Source organism: Pseudomonas sp. 210_17 TE3656 (assembly GCF_054821965.1).
Window position 1 is genome coordinate 1,612,902 of record NZ_JBTRBC010000001.1, and the last position, 13,281, is coordinate 1,626,182.

Annotated in this window: 18 protein-coding genes; 10 read left to right on the forward strand and 8 right to left on the reverse strand. The window is 59.9% G+C overall.

Features of this window, described 5'->3' with window-relative positions; genetic code table 11:
* Positions 1-3: 3 nt before the first annotated feature.
* Genes mlaD through ACVI9W_RS07625 form a run of 3 tightly spaced genes read right to left on the reverse strand, consistent with a single transcriptional unit; the run spans position 4 to position 2,077 of the window.
* The gene (gene mlaD / locus ACVI9W_RS07615; RefSeq protein ID WP_157193971.1) at positions 4-471 is read right to left on the reverse strand and encodes an outer membrane lipid asymmetry maintenance protein MlaD; all 468 of its coding nucleotides are present in this window, start codon (positions 469-471) and stop codon (positions 4-6) included.
* A complete protein-coding gene (gene mlaE, locus ACVI9W_RS07620) occupies positions 471-1,268 on the reverse strand; it encodes a lipid asymmetry maintenance ABC transporter permease subunit MlaE (RefSeq protein WP_461529658.1) in 798 nt (265 codons plus the stop codon). The genes mlaD and mlaE overlap by 1 nt, the downstream gene beginning before the upstream one ends.
* Positions 1,268-2,077, reverse strand: a complete 810-nt coding sequence (locus ACVI9W_RS07625; RefSeq protein ID WP_038614373.1) for an ATP-binding cassette domain-containing protein — start codon at positions 2,075-2,077, stop codon at positions 1,268-1,270. The genes mlaE and ACVI9W_RS07625 overlap by 1 nt, the downstream gene beginning before the upstream one ends.
* A gap of 245 nt (positions 2,078-2,322) precedes the next feature.
* On the opposite strand from ACVI9W_RS07625, the gene ACVI9W_RS07630 reads away from it, so the two are divergent.
* The 10 genes from ACVI9W_RS07630 to ACVI9W_RS07675 all read left to right on the forward strand — a co-directional run bounded on the left by ACVI9W_RS07630 (position 2,323) and on the right by ACVI9W_RS07675 (position 9,326).
* Positions 2,323-3,297 carry a KpsF/GutQ family sugar-phosphate isomerase gene (locus ACVI9W_RS07630; protein ID WP_038616920.1) on the forward strand — a complete coding sequence of 325 codons (975 nt, stop codon included), beginning with the start codon at positions 2,323-2,325 and terminating at the stop codon, positions 3,295-3,297.
* Positions 3,298-3,822, forward strand: coding sequence for a KdsC family phosphatase (locus ACVI9W_RS07635; protein WP_461529659.1), 525 nt, complete (start codon positions 3,298-3,300; stop codon positions 3,820-3,822).
* Between the two features lie 8 nt (positions 3,823-3,830).
* Positions 3,831-4,403 carry an LPS export ABC transporter periplasmic protein LptC gene (gene lptC, locus ACVI9W_RS07640; RefSeq protein WP_461529660.1) on the forward strand — a complete coding sequence of 191 codons (573 nt, stop codon included), beginning with the start codon at positions 3,831-3,833 and terminating at the stop codon, positions 4,401-4,403.
* The gene (lptA, locus tag ACVI9W_RS07645) at positions 4,390-4,914 is read left to right on the forward strand and encodes a lipopolysaccharide transport periplasmic protein LptA (protein WP_191832280.1); all 525 of its coding nucleotides are present in this window, start codon (positions 4,390-4,392) and stop codon (positions 4,912-4,914) included. Before lptC ends, lptA begins: the two co-directional genes overlap by 14 nt.
* Positions 4,915-5,640, forward strand: coding sequence for an LPS export ABC transporter ATP-binding protein (gene lptB / locus ACVI9W_RS07650; protein ID WP_038614382.1), 726 nt, complete (start codon positions 4,915-4,917; stop codon positions 5,638-5,640). It abuts the gene before it with no gap.
* 179 nt (positions 5,641-5,819) lie between these two features.
* Complete coding sequence (locus ACVI9W_RS07655) at positions 5,820-7,313, forward strand: RNA polymerase factor sigma-54 (protein WP_157193977.1); 1,494 nt, start codon at positions 5,820-5,822, stop codon at positions 7,311-7,313.
* Between the two features lie 77 nt (positions 7,314-7,390).
* Positions 7,391-7,699 (forward strand): ribosome hibernation-promoting factor, HPF/YfiA family, encoded by a 309-nt coding sequence (gene hpf / locus ACVI9W_RS07660; protein ID WP_028942831.1) that lies wholly within the window; start codon positions 7,391-7,393, stop codon positions 7,697-7,699.
* Between the two features lie 12 nt (positions 7,700-7,711).
* Positions 7,712-8,176 carry a PTS IIA-like nitrogen regulatory protein PtsN gene (ptsN, locus tag ACVI9W_RS07665; RefSeq protein WP_157193978.1) on the forward strand — a complete coding sequence of 155 codons (465 nt, stop codon included), beginning with the start codon at positions 7,712-7,714 and terminating at the stop codon, positions 8,174-8,176.
* A gap of 2 nt (positions 8,177-8,178) precedes the next feature.
* The gene (gene rapZ, locus ACVI9W_RS07670) at positions 8,179-9,033 is read left to right on the forward strand and encodes an RNase adapter RapZ (RefSeq protein WP_342623174.1); all 855 of its coding nucleotides are present in this window, start codon (positions 8,179-8,181) and stop codon (positions 9,031-9,033) included.
* 20 nt (positions 9,034-9,053) lie between these two features.
* A complete protein-coding gene (locus ACVI9W_RS07675; RefSeq protein WP_038614394.1) occupies positions 9,054-9,326 on the forward strand; it encodes an HPr family phosphocarrier protein in 273 nt (90 codons plus the stop codon).
* Positions 9,327-9,344: 18 nt separating this feature from the next.
* Here ACVI9W_RS07675 and ACVI9W_RS07680 read toward each other — a convergent pair whose 3' ends face one another.
* From ACVI9W_RS07680 to ACVI9W_RS07700, 5 genes are read right to left on the reverse strand one after another with little or no spacing between them, the layout of a single operon-like run.
* Positions 9,345-10,238, reverse strand: a complete 894-nt coding sequence (locus tag ACVI9W_RS07680) for a ZIP family metal transporter (RefSeq protein ID WP_038614397.1) — start codon at positions 10,236-10,238, stop codon at positions 9,345-9,347.
* 11 nt (positions 10,239-10,249) lie between these two features.
* Entirely contained in the window at positions 10,250-10,861 is a 612-nt protein-coding gene (locus ACVI9W_RS07685; protein ID WP_461529661.1) for a superoxide dismutase, read from the reverse strand.
* Positions 10,862-10,863: 2 nt separating this feature from the next.
* On the reverse strand, positions 10,864-11,325 hold the full coding sequence (locus tag ACVI9W_RS07690) for a hypothetical protein (protein ID WP_038614401.1): 462 nt from the start codon (positions 11,323-11,325) through the stop codon (positions 10,864-10,866).
* A gap of 20 nt (positions 11,326-11,345) precedes the next feature.
* Complete coding sequence (gene fumC, locus ACVI9W_RS07695) at positions 11,346-12,722, reverse strand: class II fumarate hydratase FumC (protein WP_461529662.1); 1,377 nt, start codon at positions 12,720-12,722, stop codon at positions 11,346-11,348.
* A gap of 10 nt (positions 12,723-12,732) precedes the next feature.
* Entirely contained in the window at positions 12,733-13,116 is a 384-nt protein-coding gene (locus ACVI9W_RS07700; RefSeq protein WP_461529663.1) for a FagA protein, read from the reverse strand.
* Positions 13,117-13,281: the final 165 nt, after the last annotated feature.

Here is a 13,281-nt window from a genome sequence, read left to right on the forward strand (position 1 = left end):
TCCTTATTTAGCTTCTTTGCCAACGGTATTGAGCAGGAACTTGCCAATCAGATCTTCCAGCACCAGCGCCGACTGGGTGTCGTGAATGGTTGCACCATCCTTGAGCACCGCCTCTTCTCCGCCCACGCTGATACCGATGTACTTCTCACCGAGCAACCCAGCGGTGAGGATAGATGCAGTGGAGTCGGTAGGCAGGTTGTCTACGCGTTTTTCCAGCTGCAGCGTCACTCGACCAGTGTAGGTGTCACGGTCCAGATCGATGGCCGTGACCTTGCCGATGGTCACACCGGCCATGGTCACTTTAGCTCTGACCGTCAAACCGGCGATATTGTCGAAGTATGCGTAAATTTTATAGGTATCGCTGCTCGGGCTCGCCGACAGGCCGCTGACACGCAGGGCCAGCAGGATCAGCGCCAGGATCCCGGCCAGGAGGAACAGGCCGACACCGATTTCCAGGGTGCGGTTTTGCATCAGAAATCTCCAAACATCAAGGCGGTCAGAATAAAGTCCAGACCCAGGACTGCCAATGAGGCATAGACCACGGTCTTGGTGGTGGCACGGCTGATCCCCTCTGAAGTGGGCTCGCAGTCATAGCCTTGGAATACGGCAATCCAGGTAACAACAAAAGCAAAAACCAGGCTCTTGATCACGCCATTGAGCACATCGTCGGTGAACGACACACTGTTCTGCATGTTTGCCCAGAACGAGCCTTCATAGACGCCCAGCCAGTCCACCGCCACCCAGGACCCACCCCAGATGCCCACCACGCTGAAAATCAGCGCCAGCATCGGCAACGAGATGAAACCGGCCCACAAACGCGGGGCAACGATGTATTTGAGCGGATCGACACCGATCATTTCCAGGCTGGAAAGCTGCTCAGTGGACTTCATGTTGCCGATTTCGGCGGTCAGCGCCGAGCCTGCACGCCCGGCAAACAGCAATGCAGTAACCACCGGCCCCAACTCACGCAGCAAGGTCAAGGCAACCATCTGCCCGACTGCCTGTTCCGAGCCGTATTTGGTCAGGATGCTGAAACCCTGCAGGGCCAGCACCATGCCGATGAACACACCGGAAACGACAATGATCGCCAGCGACAGCACGCCGACCGAATATAGCTGCTTGACCAGCAGTTGAAAGCCGCCGCCGGTACCGCTGCGCCCGACCAGCGAGTGCAGCAGGAACAGAAACGAGCGACCGAGCACGGCCAGCACGTCGATGGCCGAACGGCCAAAACGACGAATACGTTCGAGCAAGGATTTTCTGCGCATCAACGCTTCCCCAGAAGATCGGCGCGGTAATCCGGCGCAGGAAAGTGAAAGGGTACCGGTCCGTCCGGGTCGCCTTTCATGAATTGACGAATGCGCGGATTGTCGGAGCCCATCAGCTCGTCCGGCGTGCCCTGGCCGAGTACCTGGCCATCACCGACCACATAGATGTAGTCGGCAATACTGGCGGTTTCAGCCAGGTCGTGGGAAACCACGATGCTGGTGATGCCCAGGGCATCGTTGAGCAGGCGGATCAGCCGCACCAGAACGCCCATGGCGATCGGGTCCTGACCGACGAAGGGCTCGTCGTACATGAGGATCTGTGGGTCCAGGGCAATGGCCCGTGCCAGAGCCACACGACGCTTCATGCCCCCGGACAGCTCGTCAGGCATCAGTTCGATGGCACCGCGCAGGCCAACGGCCTGCAGTTTCATCAGAACAATGTCACGGATCATTTCGTCGGACAGCTGGGTATGCACCCGCAGCGGGAATGCCACGTTCTCGAACACGTCGAGATCGGTGAACAGTGCGCCACTCTGGAACAACACCCCCATCTGCTTGCGCGCATCGAACAGATCGCTGCGCGACAGCGTCGGCAGATTCTGCCCGGCGACCCAAACCTCGCCGCTGGCCGGACGCAGCTGTGCGCCCATCAGACGCAACAGTGTGGTCTTGCCGCACCCGGAAGGCCCCATGATGCCGGTGACCTTGCCGCGGGGAATGCGTATATCGACATTATTGAAGATGCTGCGCGAACCGCGCTTGAAGGACACACCCTTCAACTCGACCGCGTAGGCGTTATCAACGCTCATCTAGACTCCTTGCGATGCAGCCATCTCACTCAGACGCGCGCCCCCTTCATGGAGGCACGCACGCCCTGAGCGGGCCGAACAGGCGGCGAACTATATCACCGCTGATAGCGGCGCCCCAAGGCCGTAGCAGTGCTTGTTCAGCCAGGGTTAAGGTTGGCGAGCGACTGTATGACAATCACAAGGTGAGGGTTTTGCGCATTACCGCTATAATCGCCGCCTTTTCATCAGGCAATCCGATTTTCGACATGAGCCAATCCAGCGACCTGATCCAATCCGCGCAACGCACCATCCGTTTCGAACTCGAGGCGGTTGAGGGCTTGCTAGCCCACATCGACGCCGATTTCGTCAAGGCGTGCGAGCTGATCCTGGCCAGCAAGGGCCGCGTGGTGGTGGTCGGCATGGGCAAGTCCGGGCATATCGGCAACAAAATCGCCGCGACCCTGGCCAGCACCGGCACGCCGGCCTTCTTCGTTCATCCAGCCGAAGCCAGCCATGGCGACATGGGCATGATCACCCGCGACGACGTCATCCTCGCCCTGTCCAACTCCGGTTCGACCGCCGAGATCGTTACCCTGCTGCCGTTGATCAAGCGCCTGGGTATCCAGCTGATCAGCCTGACCGGCAACCCGGACTCGCCGCTGGCCAAAGCCGCCGAAGTCAACCTCGATGCCCGCGTTGCCCAAGAAGCCTGCCCACTGAACCTGGCACCGACCTCCTCGACTACCGCCGCACTGGTCCTGGGCGACGCCCTGGCCATTGCCTTGCTCGAAGCTCGCGGCTTTACCGCTGAAGATTTCGCTTTCTCGCACCCTGGTGGCGCCCTCGGTCGCCGCCTGCTGTTGAAAGTCGAGAACGTCATGCACGCAGGTGAGGAGCTGCCGCAGGTGCAACGCGGAACCCTGCTCAAGGACGCACTCCTTGAAATGTCTCGCAAAGGTTTGGGCATGACCGTGGTGCTTGAAGCCGACGGGCGGTTGGCCGGGATCTTCACCGACGGCGACTTGCGCCGCAGCCTGGATCGCAACATTGATGTACACACCACCCTGATCGAAGAGGTCATGACCGCTCACGGCAAGACCGCCCGCGCCGAAATGCTCGCCGCCGAAGCCCTGAAAATCATGGAAGACCACAAGATCAGCGCCCTGGTGGTGATCGACAAGGACGAGCGCCCGGTTGGCGCCCTGAACATGCACGACCTGTTGCGTGCGGGAGTGATGTAAATGAGCCAGGACCTGCTCCAGCGCGGCAAGGCGATCAAGCTTGCGGTATTCGATGTTGACGGCGTACTGACCGACGGCCGCTTGTACTTCCTCGAAGATGGCAGCGAATTCAAGACCTTCAACACCCTCGACGGCCATGGCATCAAGATGCTCATGGCCTCGGGCGTGACCACGGCGATCATCAGCGGGCGCAAGACCCCGGTGGTCGAGCGCCGGGCCAAGAACCTCGGCATCCCGCACCTGTATCAGGGGCGCGAAGATAAATTGGTGGTATTGGACGAACTTCTTGGCCAACTCAACCTAAGCTATGAACAAGTTGCCTATCTGGGTGACGACCTGCCTGACCTGCCGGTGATCCGTCGCGTCGGCCTGGGCATGGCGGTGGCCAATGCCGCAGCCTTTGTCCGCGAGCACGCCCACGGGGTCACCAAGGCCCGTGGCGGTGAAGGCGCAGCCCGCGAATTCTGCGAGTTGATCCTGCAAGCCCAGGGCAATCTCGACGCGGCCAATGCCCATTACCTGTAGAGCGCCACATGTTCAGTAAAAAATTCCGCACCGCTGCGCTGTACAGTGTGATTGCCGCCTTGCTGGCGGCAGTCGGCTACTGGAACATCGGCCCCGAGAGCTTTCTCGACAAGCCGGTGGTCAGCGTCGACAACAACGCTATCGACTATTACGCCACCAATGCCCACAGCGTACAGTTCCTGCCAGACGGCAAGATGCAGTACGAGATGACCGCCAACAAGGTCGAACACCTCAAGGTCAGCGAAGTGACCCTGCTGACCAAGCCGGACCTGCAGCTGTACCGTGGCACCACCTACCCCTGGCACGTGCAGAGCGAAAAGGGCGAGGTCAATCCGGATGGCTCGGAAGTGGAATTGATTGACTCGGTACGGGTTGCCCGCACCGATGAAAAGAACCGCACCATGATCATTACCACCAGCCGCATGACGGTATTCCCGCAGAAGCAATATGCGCAAACCGCACAAGCCGTTAAAATCGACGGCGCCGGTGGCGTCACTACGGGCAATGGAATGAAAGCGTATTTGAAAGACGGCAGGATGGACCTGCTGTCCAACGTAAGAGGACAGTATGAGGCTCGTTAAAACCCTCCCCTTTTTGCTCAGCCTGAGCGCAGCACTGGGAAGCGCGAGCGCCTGGGCCCTGCCGACCGACCGTGACCAGCCTATCCGCATTCAGGCCGACAACGCGCATCTGGATGACAAGAAAGGGGTCGCCACCTACACCGGCGACGTCATCATCACCCAAGGTTCGATGATGATCAAAGGCAACACCGTGACCATCACCCGCGCCGACTCCGGCGACATCGATGTGGTGACCTCGGTGGGCAACCTGGCCTACTTCGAGCAGCAACAGAGCGCTGCCAAGCCGGACAAGATGCAAGGCTACGCCGTGACCATCCAGTACCAGGCGCAAAAAGACCTGGTGGTGCTGACTGACCGCGCCAAAGTGGTCAACGAAGGCAATACCACCGAAGGCGAGAAGATCGTCTACAACACCAAGTCCCAGGTAGCGACTGCCGGTCGTGGCGGCAATGTGACCTCACCGCGCCAGCGTATCGACATGGTGATCCAGCCTAAGAAGAAGGCCGAGTAAATGGCGACCCTCAAAGCCCAGCACCTGGCCAAGAGCTACAAGAGCCGACAAGTGGTCCGCGACGTCAGCCTGTCGATCGACAGCGGCCAGATCGTCGGCCTGCTCGGCCCTAACGGCGCCGGCAAGACCACCTGCTTCTACATGATCGTCGGCCTGGTCCAGGCCGATCAGGGCCGTGTCCTGATCGACGATCTGGATGTCAGCCACCAGCCGATGCACGGCCGCGCCCGTGCCGGTATTGGTTACCTGCCCCAGGAAGCCTCGATCTTTCGCAAGCTTTCGGTTGCCGACAACATCATGGCGATCCTCGAGACCCGCAAGGACCTCGACACCGCCGGACGCCGCAAGGAACTGGAAAGCCTGCTGCAGGAGTTTCACATCAGCCACATTCGCGACAACCTCGGCATGAGCCTGTCCGGCGGCGAACGGCGCCGCGTGGAGATCGCTCGCGCCCTGGCCACTGCACCGAAGTTCATCCTGCTCGACGAACCCTTTGCCGGTGTCGACCCGATTTCGGTCGGCGACATCAAGCAGATCATCCATCACCTCAAGGCCAAGGGCATCGGTGTACTGATCACCGACCACAACGTCCGTGAAACCCTGGATATCTGCGAAACCGCTTACATCGTCAACGATGGCCAACTGATTGCCGAAGGCGATGCAGAGACCATCCTGGCCAACGATCTGGTCAAAGAGGTGTACTTGGGCCACGAGTTCCGCTTGTAAGTTCGAGGCGACAAAGCGCTTGCCAGGGGCAACTGTACCGGTGAAATCCGGCTTAATTGTTACAGCACCCTAGGCAAACGCTCCAATTTCAGGCATATAATTTGCTTAAAGTTGGCGCTTCGGTGCCCTTGTAGTGGATGGCGCATGTGCGCCGGCGAAAAAGGTGTTAAGCCCCTGCCATGAAACCATCGCTCGTCCTAAGAATGGGCCAGCAACTGACGATGACACCGCAGTTGCAACAGGCCATCCGTCTGCTCCAGCTTTCTACCCTGGACCTCCAGCAGGAAATCCAGGAAGCGCTGGAATCGAACCCGATGCTCGAACGCCAGGAAGAAGGCGACGACTTCGACAACAGCGACCCGATGGCGGATAACGCCGAAAGCAAGCCGGTCGCCGAAGTCCAGGACACCAGTTTCCAGGAAACCACGCCAACCGTGGACAGCCTGGAAGACGGCGAATGGAACGAGCGCATCCCCAACGAGCTACCGGTCGATACGGCCTGGGAAGACATCTACCAGACCAGCGCCAGCAGCCTGCCCAGCAACGACGATGACGAGTGGGACTTCACCACCCGCACTTCGGCTGGCGAAAGCCTGCAAAGCCACCTGCTCTGGCAGTTGAACCTGGCGCCGATGTCCGACACCGACCGGCTGATCGCGGTCACCCTGATCGACTGCATCAACAACCAGGGCTACCTCGACGAAACCCTCGAAGAAGTCTGCGAGTCCTTTGACCCGGAGCTGGATATCGAGCTCGACGAAGTCGAAGCCGTGCTGCACCGCATCCAGCAATTCGAACCGGCCGGCATCGGCGCCCGCAACCTCAGCGAGTGCCTGCTGCTGCAGCTGCGTCAACTGCCCGCCAGCACCCCCTGGATGGCCGAAGCCCAGCGCCTGGTCCGCGATTACATCGACCTGCTTGGCAGCCGTGACTACAGCCAGCTGATGCGGCGGATGAAACTCAAGGAAGACGAACTGCGCCAGGTCATCGAACTGGTCCAGAGCCTCAACCCGCGCCCCGGCTCGCAGATCGAATCCAGCGAAGCCGAATACGTGGTCCCTGACGTGATCGTGCGCAAGGACAACGAACGCTGGCTGGTCGAGCTCAACCAGGAAGCCGTGCCGCGCCTGCGGGTCAATCCGCAATACGCCGGATTCGTCCGCCGTGCCGACACCAGCGCCGACAACACCTTCATGCGCAACCAGTTGCAGGAAGCCCGCTGGTTCATCAAGAGCCTGCAGAGCCGCAACGAAACCCTGATGAAGGTTGCCACCCAGATCGTCGAGCACCAACGTGGTTTCCTCGATCACGGCGACGAAGCAATGAAGCCGCTGGTATTGCACGACATCGCCGAAGCGGTGGGCATGCACGAGTCGACCATTTCCCGGGTCACCACCCAGAAATACATGCATACGCCGCGTGGGATTTACGAGCTGAAGTATTTTTTCTCCAGCCACGTCAGCACCTCCGAAGGCGGTGAATGCTCGTCCACAGCGATTCGCGCGATCATCAAAAAACTGGTTGCAGCGGAAAATCAGAAAAAGCCATTGAGTGACAGCAAGATCGCTGGTTTACTGGAGGCACAAGGTATCCAGGTAGCCCGTCGCACCGTCGCCAAGTACCGCGAGTCCCTCGGCATTGCACCGTCGAGTGAGCGTAAGCGACTGATGTAGCCCCTGAGATAGCCATAGCAGTTCAGTGGCAGGCGCAATACCTGCCTCTTATGCACGGGCAACAAAGGAGAAGCTGTATGCAAGTCAATATCAGTGGACAGCATGTAGAAGTCACCCAGCCGCTGCGCGAGTACGTCGAACAGAAACTGAAACGGCTGGAAGGGCACTTCGACAAGATTACCAATGTGACGGTAATCATGAAGGTCGAGAAGCTGCAGCAGAAAATTGAAGCGACGCTGTTTATTCCCGGCGGCGAAGTGGTTGCAAATGCCGAACACACAGACATGTATGCAGCGATCGATGCCTTGACCGACAAGCTCGACCGCCAACTGAAAAAACACAAGGAAAAACAGCAAAGCCTGCTGCAAGGTGCAGCGGCCCGCTGATCCCCCTCATCCATGATCCGACTTGAAACCATCCTGACCCCCGGCCGTTCCCTGGTGAACGCGCCGGGAGGCAGTAAAAAGCGTGCACTCCAGGAAATCGCCACCCTGATCGACCGGGAAGTTCCGGACCTGGAGATGCAAGACGTTTTTGAAGCCCTGTTTGCCCGGGAGAAACTCGGGTCGACCGGTTTTGGTAATGGCATTGCCATTCCACACTGCCGCCTGAAAGGCTGCTCATCCCCCATCAGCGCCCTGATACACCTGGATGCACCGATTGACTATGACGCCATCGATGGCGCCCCGGTCGATTTGCTGTTTGTCCTGCTGGTTCCCGAAGCGGCCACTGATGCGCACCTTGAGCTGTTGCGCCAAATTGCCAGCATGCTCGACCGTAAGGAAGTGCGTGACAGGTTGCGTGCCGCCGGTAGCAGTGAAGCCTTGTACCAGGTCGTACTGGACGTACAGAACGAGTCCTGAACATGCGCCTGATTATCGTCAGTGGCCGATCCGGCTCCGGCAAGAGCACCGCCCTCGCAGTCCTGGAGGACAACGGCTACTACTGCATCGATAACCTGCCTGCCGGACTGCTACCGCAGCTGGCGGAAAATGCCCTGATCAACACCGAGCTGATGCAGCCCAAAGTGGCGGTATCCATCGATGCGCGCAACCTGCCCAGCCATCTGACACGTTTCCCCGAGCTGCTCGAAGATGCCCGGAGCAAGCATATCCAGTGTGATGTGCTGTACCTGGACGCCGACGAAGAGACCCTGCTCAAGCGTTTCTCGGAAACCCGCAGGCGTCACCCGCTGACCAACGCCAATCGCTCGCTGGCCGAAGCAATCAAGGTCGAAACCGAGCTGCTGGGGCCAATCGCCGACCTCGCCGACCTGAAGATCGACACCACCAAACTGAACCTCTACCAGTTGCGGGATTCGATCAAGCTGCGCCTGCTTAACCAGCCAGAACCCGGTACCGCGTTCCTGGTCGAATCCTTCGGCTTCAAGCGTGGCATGCCGGTGGACGCCGACCTGGTGTTCGACGTGCGCTGCCTGCCCAACCCTTACTGGAAGCCGGAGCTACGTGAACACTCCGGCCTGGAACAGCCGGTCATCGATTACCTGGCAGCCCAGCCGGACGTCGAAGAAATGTTCCAGGACATCTCCAGCTACCTGCTCAAATGGTTGCCGCGCTTTGCCGCCAGCAACCGCGCTTACGTCACCATTGCCATTGGCTGTACCGGTGGACACCACCGTTCGGTTTACCTTACCGAACGCCTGGGCCAGTTGCTGCAGCAATCCCTGAAGAATGTCCAGGTTCGCCACCGCGACCTCTAGCCCACAGGACCACCGCCGCGATGCCCGCTCGTGAAATCACCATCATCAACAAGCTGGGGCTACACGCCCGGGCTGCGGCAAAGTTTGTCGGCGTGGCCGGACGCTTCCCCTGCACCGTGCGCGTAGGCCGCGCGCCAGACAAACTGATCGACGGCAAAAGCATCATGGCCGTAATGATGCTGGCAGCGGGCAAAGGTACCCAGGTACACCTGCATACTGAAGGCGAGCAACAGGACGAAGCCCTGGAAGCGTTGATCGAGCTGATCAACAACTACTTTGACGAGGGCGAGTAACCGCCCTCCGTTTCCTGCTCAAGACAACGCCGTATCCATCACCATCATCAGGCAGAAGCCGACGCACAAACCCAGGCTGGCCAAGCGATGATGACCGTTGCTGCGTGATTCAGGAATGATCTCCTGAGTCACCACCAGCAACATCGCCCCGGCCGCGCAAGCCAGGCCCAACGGCAACAACAACTCCGCCACCGTCACCAGCCAGGCGCAAATCACTGCCGCCACCGGCTCGACCAGACCAGACGCCGCACCGATGGCAAAGGCCTTGAATCGCGCCATCCCGGCCCCGGCCAGCACCAGCGCAATGACCAGGCCTTCGGGCACATCCTGCAGGGCGATGCCCATGGCCAGACTGTCGGCATCCGCCATTCCACCACCAGCCGACACACCGATGGCCATGCCTTCCGGGATGTTGTGGGCGATGATGGCGATGACAAACACCCAGATCCGTGCAGCAATCACCGGCTGCTGGGCCGTGCCGACCAAGGCCTCCGGCGAAGCGCCAGACACTTTGAGATCGACCAGGTAGAGGCAGAAAGCGCCGAACAGCAAGCCGAAACTAACCAGCCCTCCGGCACCCCATTTGCCCAGGCCAATAGCCTGGGCAGCATCGAGCCCGGGAATGATCAGGGAAAACGCTGTTGCCGCCAGCATCACCCCTGCCCCAAAACCCAGCAACGTATCGGCCAAGGCTACCGGCATGCTGCGGATCACCAGCACCGGCACTGCACCCAGCGCGGTCCCCAATGCACACAGGGCACCCCCTTCGAGCGCACGCATCATGCGCGGCTCAAGGTCCAGCCAGGCCAACCCCTGCGCTACCAGCAAAGCGCAGCCGACCAGCAGCAACAGGGTACCCAGCGCCAGGCGAAACAAACGCACGCTGCTGATGGACATCACATCCGTACGCATACCGGGACGACTCACACCAGGGCGGCTACATAACGGCGTTCTACCTCGGACCAGTCGATCACGTTGTAGAAGGCATTGATGTATTCAGGACGACGGTTCTGGTACAGCAGGTAGTACGCATGTTCCCAGACATCCAGCCCCAGAATCGGCGTGTTGCCGTGCATCAGCGGGCTGTCCTGATTACCACTGCTCTCCACCACCAGCTTTTTCTCCGGCGTCACGCTGAGCCAGGCCCAACCGCTGCCGAAACGGGTCAGCGCCGCCTTGGTGAAGCCATCCTTGAAGGCGTCGAAGCCACCCAATTGCTGATCGATAGCCTTGGCAACCGTACCCTGGGGCTGACCACCGCCCTGGGGCGACATGACCGTCCAGAACAGCGAGTGGTTGGCATGCCCGCCACCCTGGTTGATCACTGCCGCCTGCAGGCTCGATGGCAACTGCTTGACCGCGGCCACCAGTTGTTCGACCGGCCATTCGGCCCATTCGCTGCCTTCGACGGCAGCATTGAGGTTGTTGATGTAGGTCTGATGGTGCTTGCTGTGGTGAATCTGCATGGTCTGGGTATCGATGTGCGGTTCCAGCGCATCGTAGGCGTAAGTCAATGCAGGCAAGGTATAAGGCATTCTCAATGGATCCCGTATTGATGAGCAGAAGACCCGGCCCTTTCCTGACCGGCAAGTACCGCCGGTTGCGGGCCATGGCTGTGGAGCAGGCGCTCGGTTCGTGGGTACTGGCCGTACTCACTGATGAAATTGAGCAACTCGGTGTAGGTCTTGCCGCTGTGACGCAGCGCCGCTTCGCGTAGCGCTGGCGTCAGACGTTGATCCTGCATGGCCTGCAACAGCCGCTGATGGATAGCGCAGAGGTACTCCGCGCTCTCCTGAGGCTGATTCAAACGCAGGTGCAGGTCGGCCAGGTTGTGGTGAGCAATCACGCACACGGCCACCGCTTCGTCGGCGTCATGCCAGCGCTCGAACAACACCTGGGCCAGGGCCAGGGCCTGCAGATACAACTCGCGGGCATCGACCAGCTCACCTTGGTCGAACAGGCGATTGGCAATTTCGGTGGTGCGTTTCCAGTGCTGCATGACAAACCTCCAGGGCGCTATCAGATCCCGCCGGCAGTAAGCTTTTCCGGGTCGAGCAGCACTTCCAGCTGGCTGCGCGGCAAGTCGGTGTGCTCCAGGGCTACATCAATGATCGGCCGCCCTTGTTTGTAGGCGGTTTTGGCAATCTCGGCGGCCTTCTGGTAGCCAATGATCGGGTTCAGCGCCGTTACCAGGATCGGGTTACGCGCCAGCGCTTCCTTGAGCTTGGCTTCGTTGACCTTGAAACTGGCGATCGCCTTGTCGGCCAGCAAGCGGCTGACATTGGCCATCAGCTCGATGCTGCTCAGCAGGTTCTGAGCGATGATCGGCAACATCACGTTGAGTTCGAAATTGCCCGACTGACCGGCCACGGCGATAGTCGCGTCGTTACCGATGACCTGCGCGGCGACCATGGCAGTGGCTTCCGGAATTACCGGGTTGACCTTGCCCGGCATGATCGAAGAACCCGGCTGCAGGCCTTCCAGCTCGATCTCACCAAGGCCCGCCAGCGGTCCGGAGTTCATCCAGCGCAGGTCGTTGGCGATCTTCATCAAGGCCACGGCGGTAGTCTTGAGTTGACCCGACACGGCAACGGCAGTGTCCTGGGAACCGATCAGGGCGAACAGGTTCTGCCCAGGGGTGAATGGCACCTTGGTGAGTTCAGACAGCTGCTGGCTGAACCGCCCGGCGAATTCGGGATGGGCATTGATTCCTGTCCCTACGGCTGTACCGCCTTGGGCCAGCGACTGCAAAGCCGGCAAGGTCGACTCAATGTGCGCGATGGCAGCCGAGATCTGCGCCGCCCAACCGCCGAGCACCTGGCTCATGCGCACCGGCATGGCGTCCATCAGGTGGGTGCGGCCTGTCTTGATGAAGGGATGCACCTCGATTGCCTTGCGCTCAATCACCTGCACCAGGTGCTTGAGCGCCGGCAGCAGTTGCTCATGCAAGGCCAGGGCGGCACTGACATGAATAGTGGTCGGAATGATGTCGTTACTGCTTTGCCCGCAGTTGACGTGATCGTTCGGGTTGACCGTATCGCCGAAAATGCGGCTTGCCAGGGTGGCAATCACTTCGTTGGCGTTCATGTTCGAGCTGGTGCCGGAGCCGGTCTGGAAGATGTCCACCGGGAAGTGCTGAATGAAATCGCCAGCCAGCAGTTGCTCGACCGCTTTGACAATGGCCGTGCCCTGCCCCTCGTCCAGTTGCTTGAGTTCGATGTTGGCCTTGGCCGCTGCAGCCTTGGCCAGCAGCAGTGCACGAATGAACTGGGTCGGCATGCGCTGCTGGCTGATCGGGAAGTTGTTCACCGCGCGCTGGGTTTGAGCGCCATACAGGGCCTCGGCCGGCACCTGCAGTTCACCCATGCTGTCACGCTCGATACGGGTATTACTCATCATCAAGTCCTTACATCAGTTCAGCGAAAGAAATCGAAGGCAGTAGCGTGCAGTTCGCCAGTTGCAGGGCGAGAGGCTGCCAACGCTGGCCGTGCTCGCCACCGTCGAGCTTGCGCAGCTGCAACAGCGGCTTCCAGGCCTGATCCAGGCACAGGCAGCGCCAATGCCAGGGCAGCATGCGGTCGCAAGCGGTATCCAGGAGCAGGCGGAATGAGGTCAGGGCGACGGTCCAGGCCGAAGTTTCAGTGCAGCACACCAGATACCGGCCTTCGGCCAGGTAGTGGTCGATCAAGCGTGGTTCGTCCGGCTCCATCGCACAACGGATACGGCGGCTGAGCCAGCGCCAGTTTTCGAGGTAGGGCAATTCGTGAAGGACGGGTTTCATGAACATCATCGCCTAGATAATGATATTCATTATTAAGTGATAATTAGAATCAATTCAAGGAGGCGAAAGTAGAAAAACAAAAAAGCCCGGCGCATGGCCGGGCTTCAGGGGGAACACTCTCTCGGTAGGAGCGGGCTTGCCCCGCGATACAGTGTGACTGACTAGGCGATATCG

Excerpts from the sequence above, each read along its gene's own strand:
- mlaD (WP_157193971.1), bottom strand. The coding sequence starts at position 471 with ATGCAAAACCGCACCCTGGAAATCGGTGTCGGCCTGTTCCTCCTGGCC.
- mlaE (WP_461529658.1), bottom strand. The coding sequence starts at position 1,268 with ATGCGCAGAAAATCCTTGCTCGAACGTATTCGTCGTTTTGGCCGTTCG.
- ACVI9W_RS07625 (WP_038614373.1), bottom strand. The coding sequence starts at position 2,077 with ATGAGCGTTGATAACGCCTACGCGGTCGAGTTGAAGGGTGTGTCCTTC.
- ACVI9W_RS07630 (WP_038616920.1), top strand. The coding sequence starts at position 2,323 with ATGAGCCAATCCAGCGACCTGATCCAATCCGCGCAACGCACCATCCGT.
- ACVI9W_RS07635 (WP_461529659.1), top strand. The coding sequence starts at position 3,298 with ATGAGCCAGGACCTGCTCCAGCGCGGCAAGGCGATCAAGCTTGCGGTA.
- lptC (WP_461529660.1), top strand. The coding sequence starts at position 3,831 with ATGTTCAGTAAAAAATTCCGCACCGCTGCGCTGTACAGTGTGATTGCC.
- lptA (WP_191832280.1), top strand. The coding sequence starts at position 4,390 with ATGAGGCTCGTTAAAACCCTCCCCTTTTTGCTCAGCCTGAGCGCAGCA.
- lptB (WP_038614382.1), top strand. The coding sequence starts at position 4,915 with ATGGCGACCCTCAAAGCCCAGCACCTGGCCAAGAGCTACAAGAGCCGA.
- ACVI9W_RS07655 (WP_157193977.1), top strand. The coding sequence starts at position 5,820 with ATGAAACCATCGCTCGTCCTAAGAATGGGCCAGCAACTGACGATGACA.
- hpf (WP_028942831.1), top strand. The coding sequence starts at position 7,391 with ATGCAAGTCAATATCAGTGGACAGCATGTAGAAGTCACCCAGCCGCTG.
- ptsN (WP_157193978.1), top strand. The coding sequence starts at position 7,712 with ATGATCCGACTTGAAACCATCCTGACCCCCGGCCGTTCCCTGGTGAAC.
- rapZ (WP_342623174.1), top strand. The coding sequence starts at position 8,179 with ATGCGCCTGATTATCGTCAGTGGCCGATCCGGCTCCGGCAAGAGCACC.
- ACVI9W_RS07675 (WP_038614394.1), top strand. The coding sequence starts at position 9,054 with ATGCCCGCTCGTGAAATCACCATCATCAACAAGCTGGGGCTACACGCC.
- ACVI9W_RS07680 (WP_038614397.1), bottom strand. The coding sequence starts at position 10,238 with ATGCGTACGGATGTGATGTCCATCAGCAGCGTGCGTTTGTTTCGCCTG.
- ACVI9W_RS07685 (WP_461529661.1), bottom strand. The coding sequence starts at position 10,861 with ATGCCTTATACCTTGCCTGCATTGACTTACGCCTACGATGCGCTGGAA.
- ACVI9W_RS07690 (WP_038614401.1), bottom strand. The coding sequence starts at position 11,325 with ATGCAGCACTGGAAACGCACCACCGAAATTGCCAATCGCCTGTTCGAC.
- fumC (WP_461529662.1), bottom strand. The coding sequence starts at position 12,722 with ATGAGTAATACCCGTATCGAGCGTGACAGCATGGGTGAACTGCAGGTG.
- ACVI9W_RS07700 (WP_461529663.1), bottom strand. The coding sequence starts at position 13,116 with ATGATGTTCATGAAACCCGTCCTTCACGAATTGCCCTACCTCGAAAAC.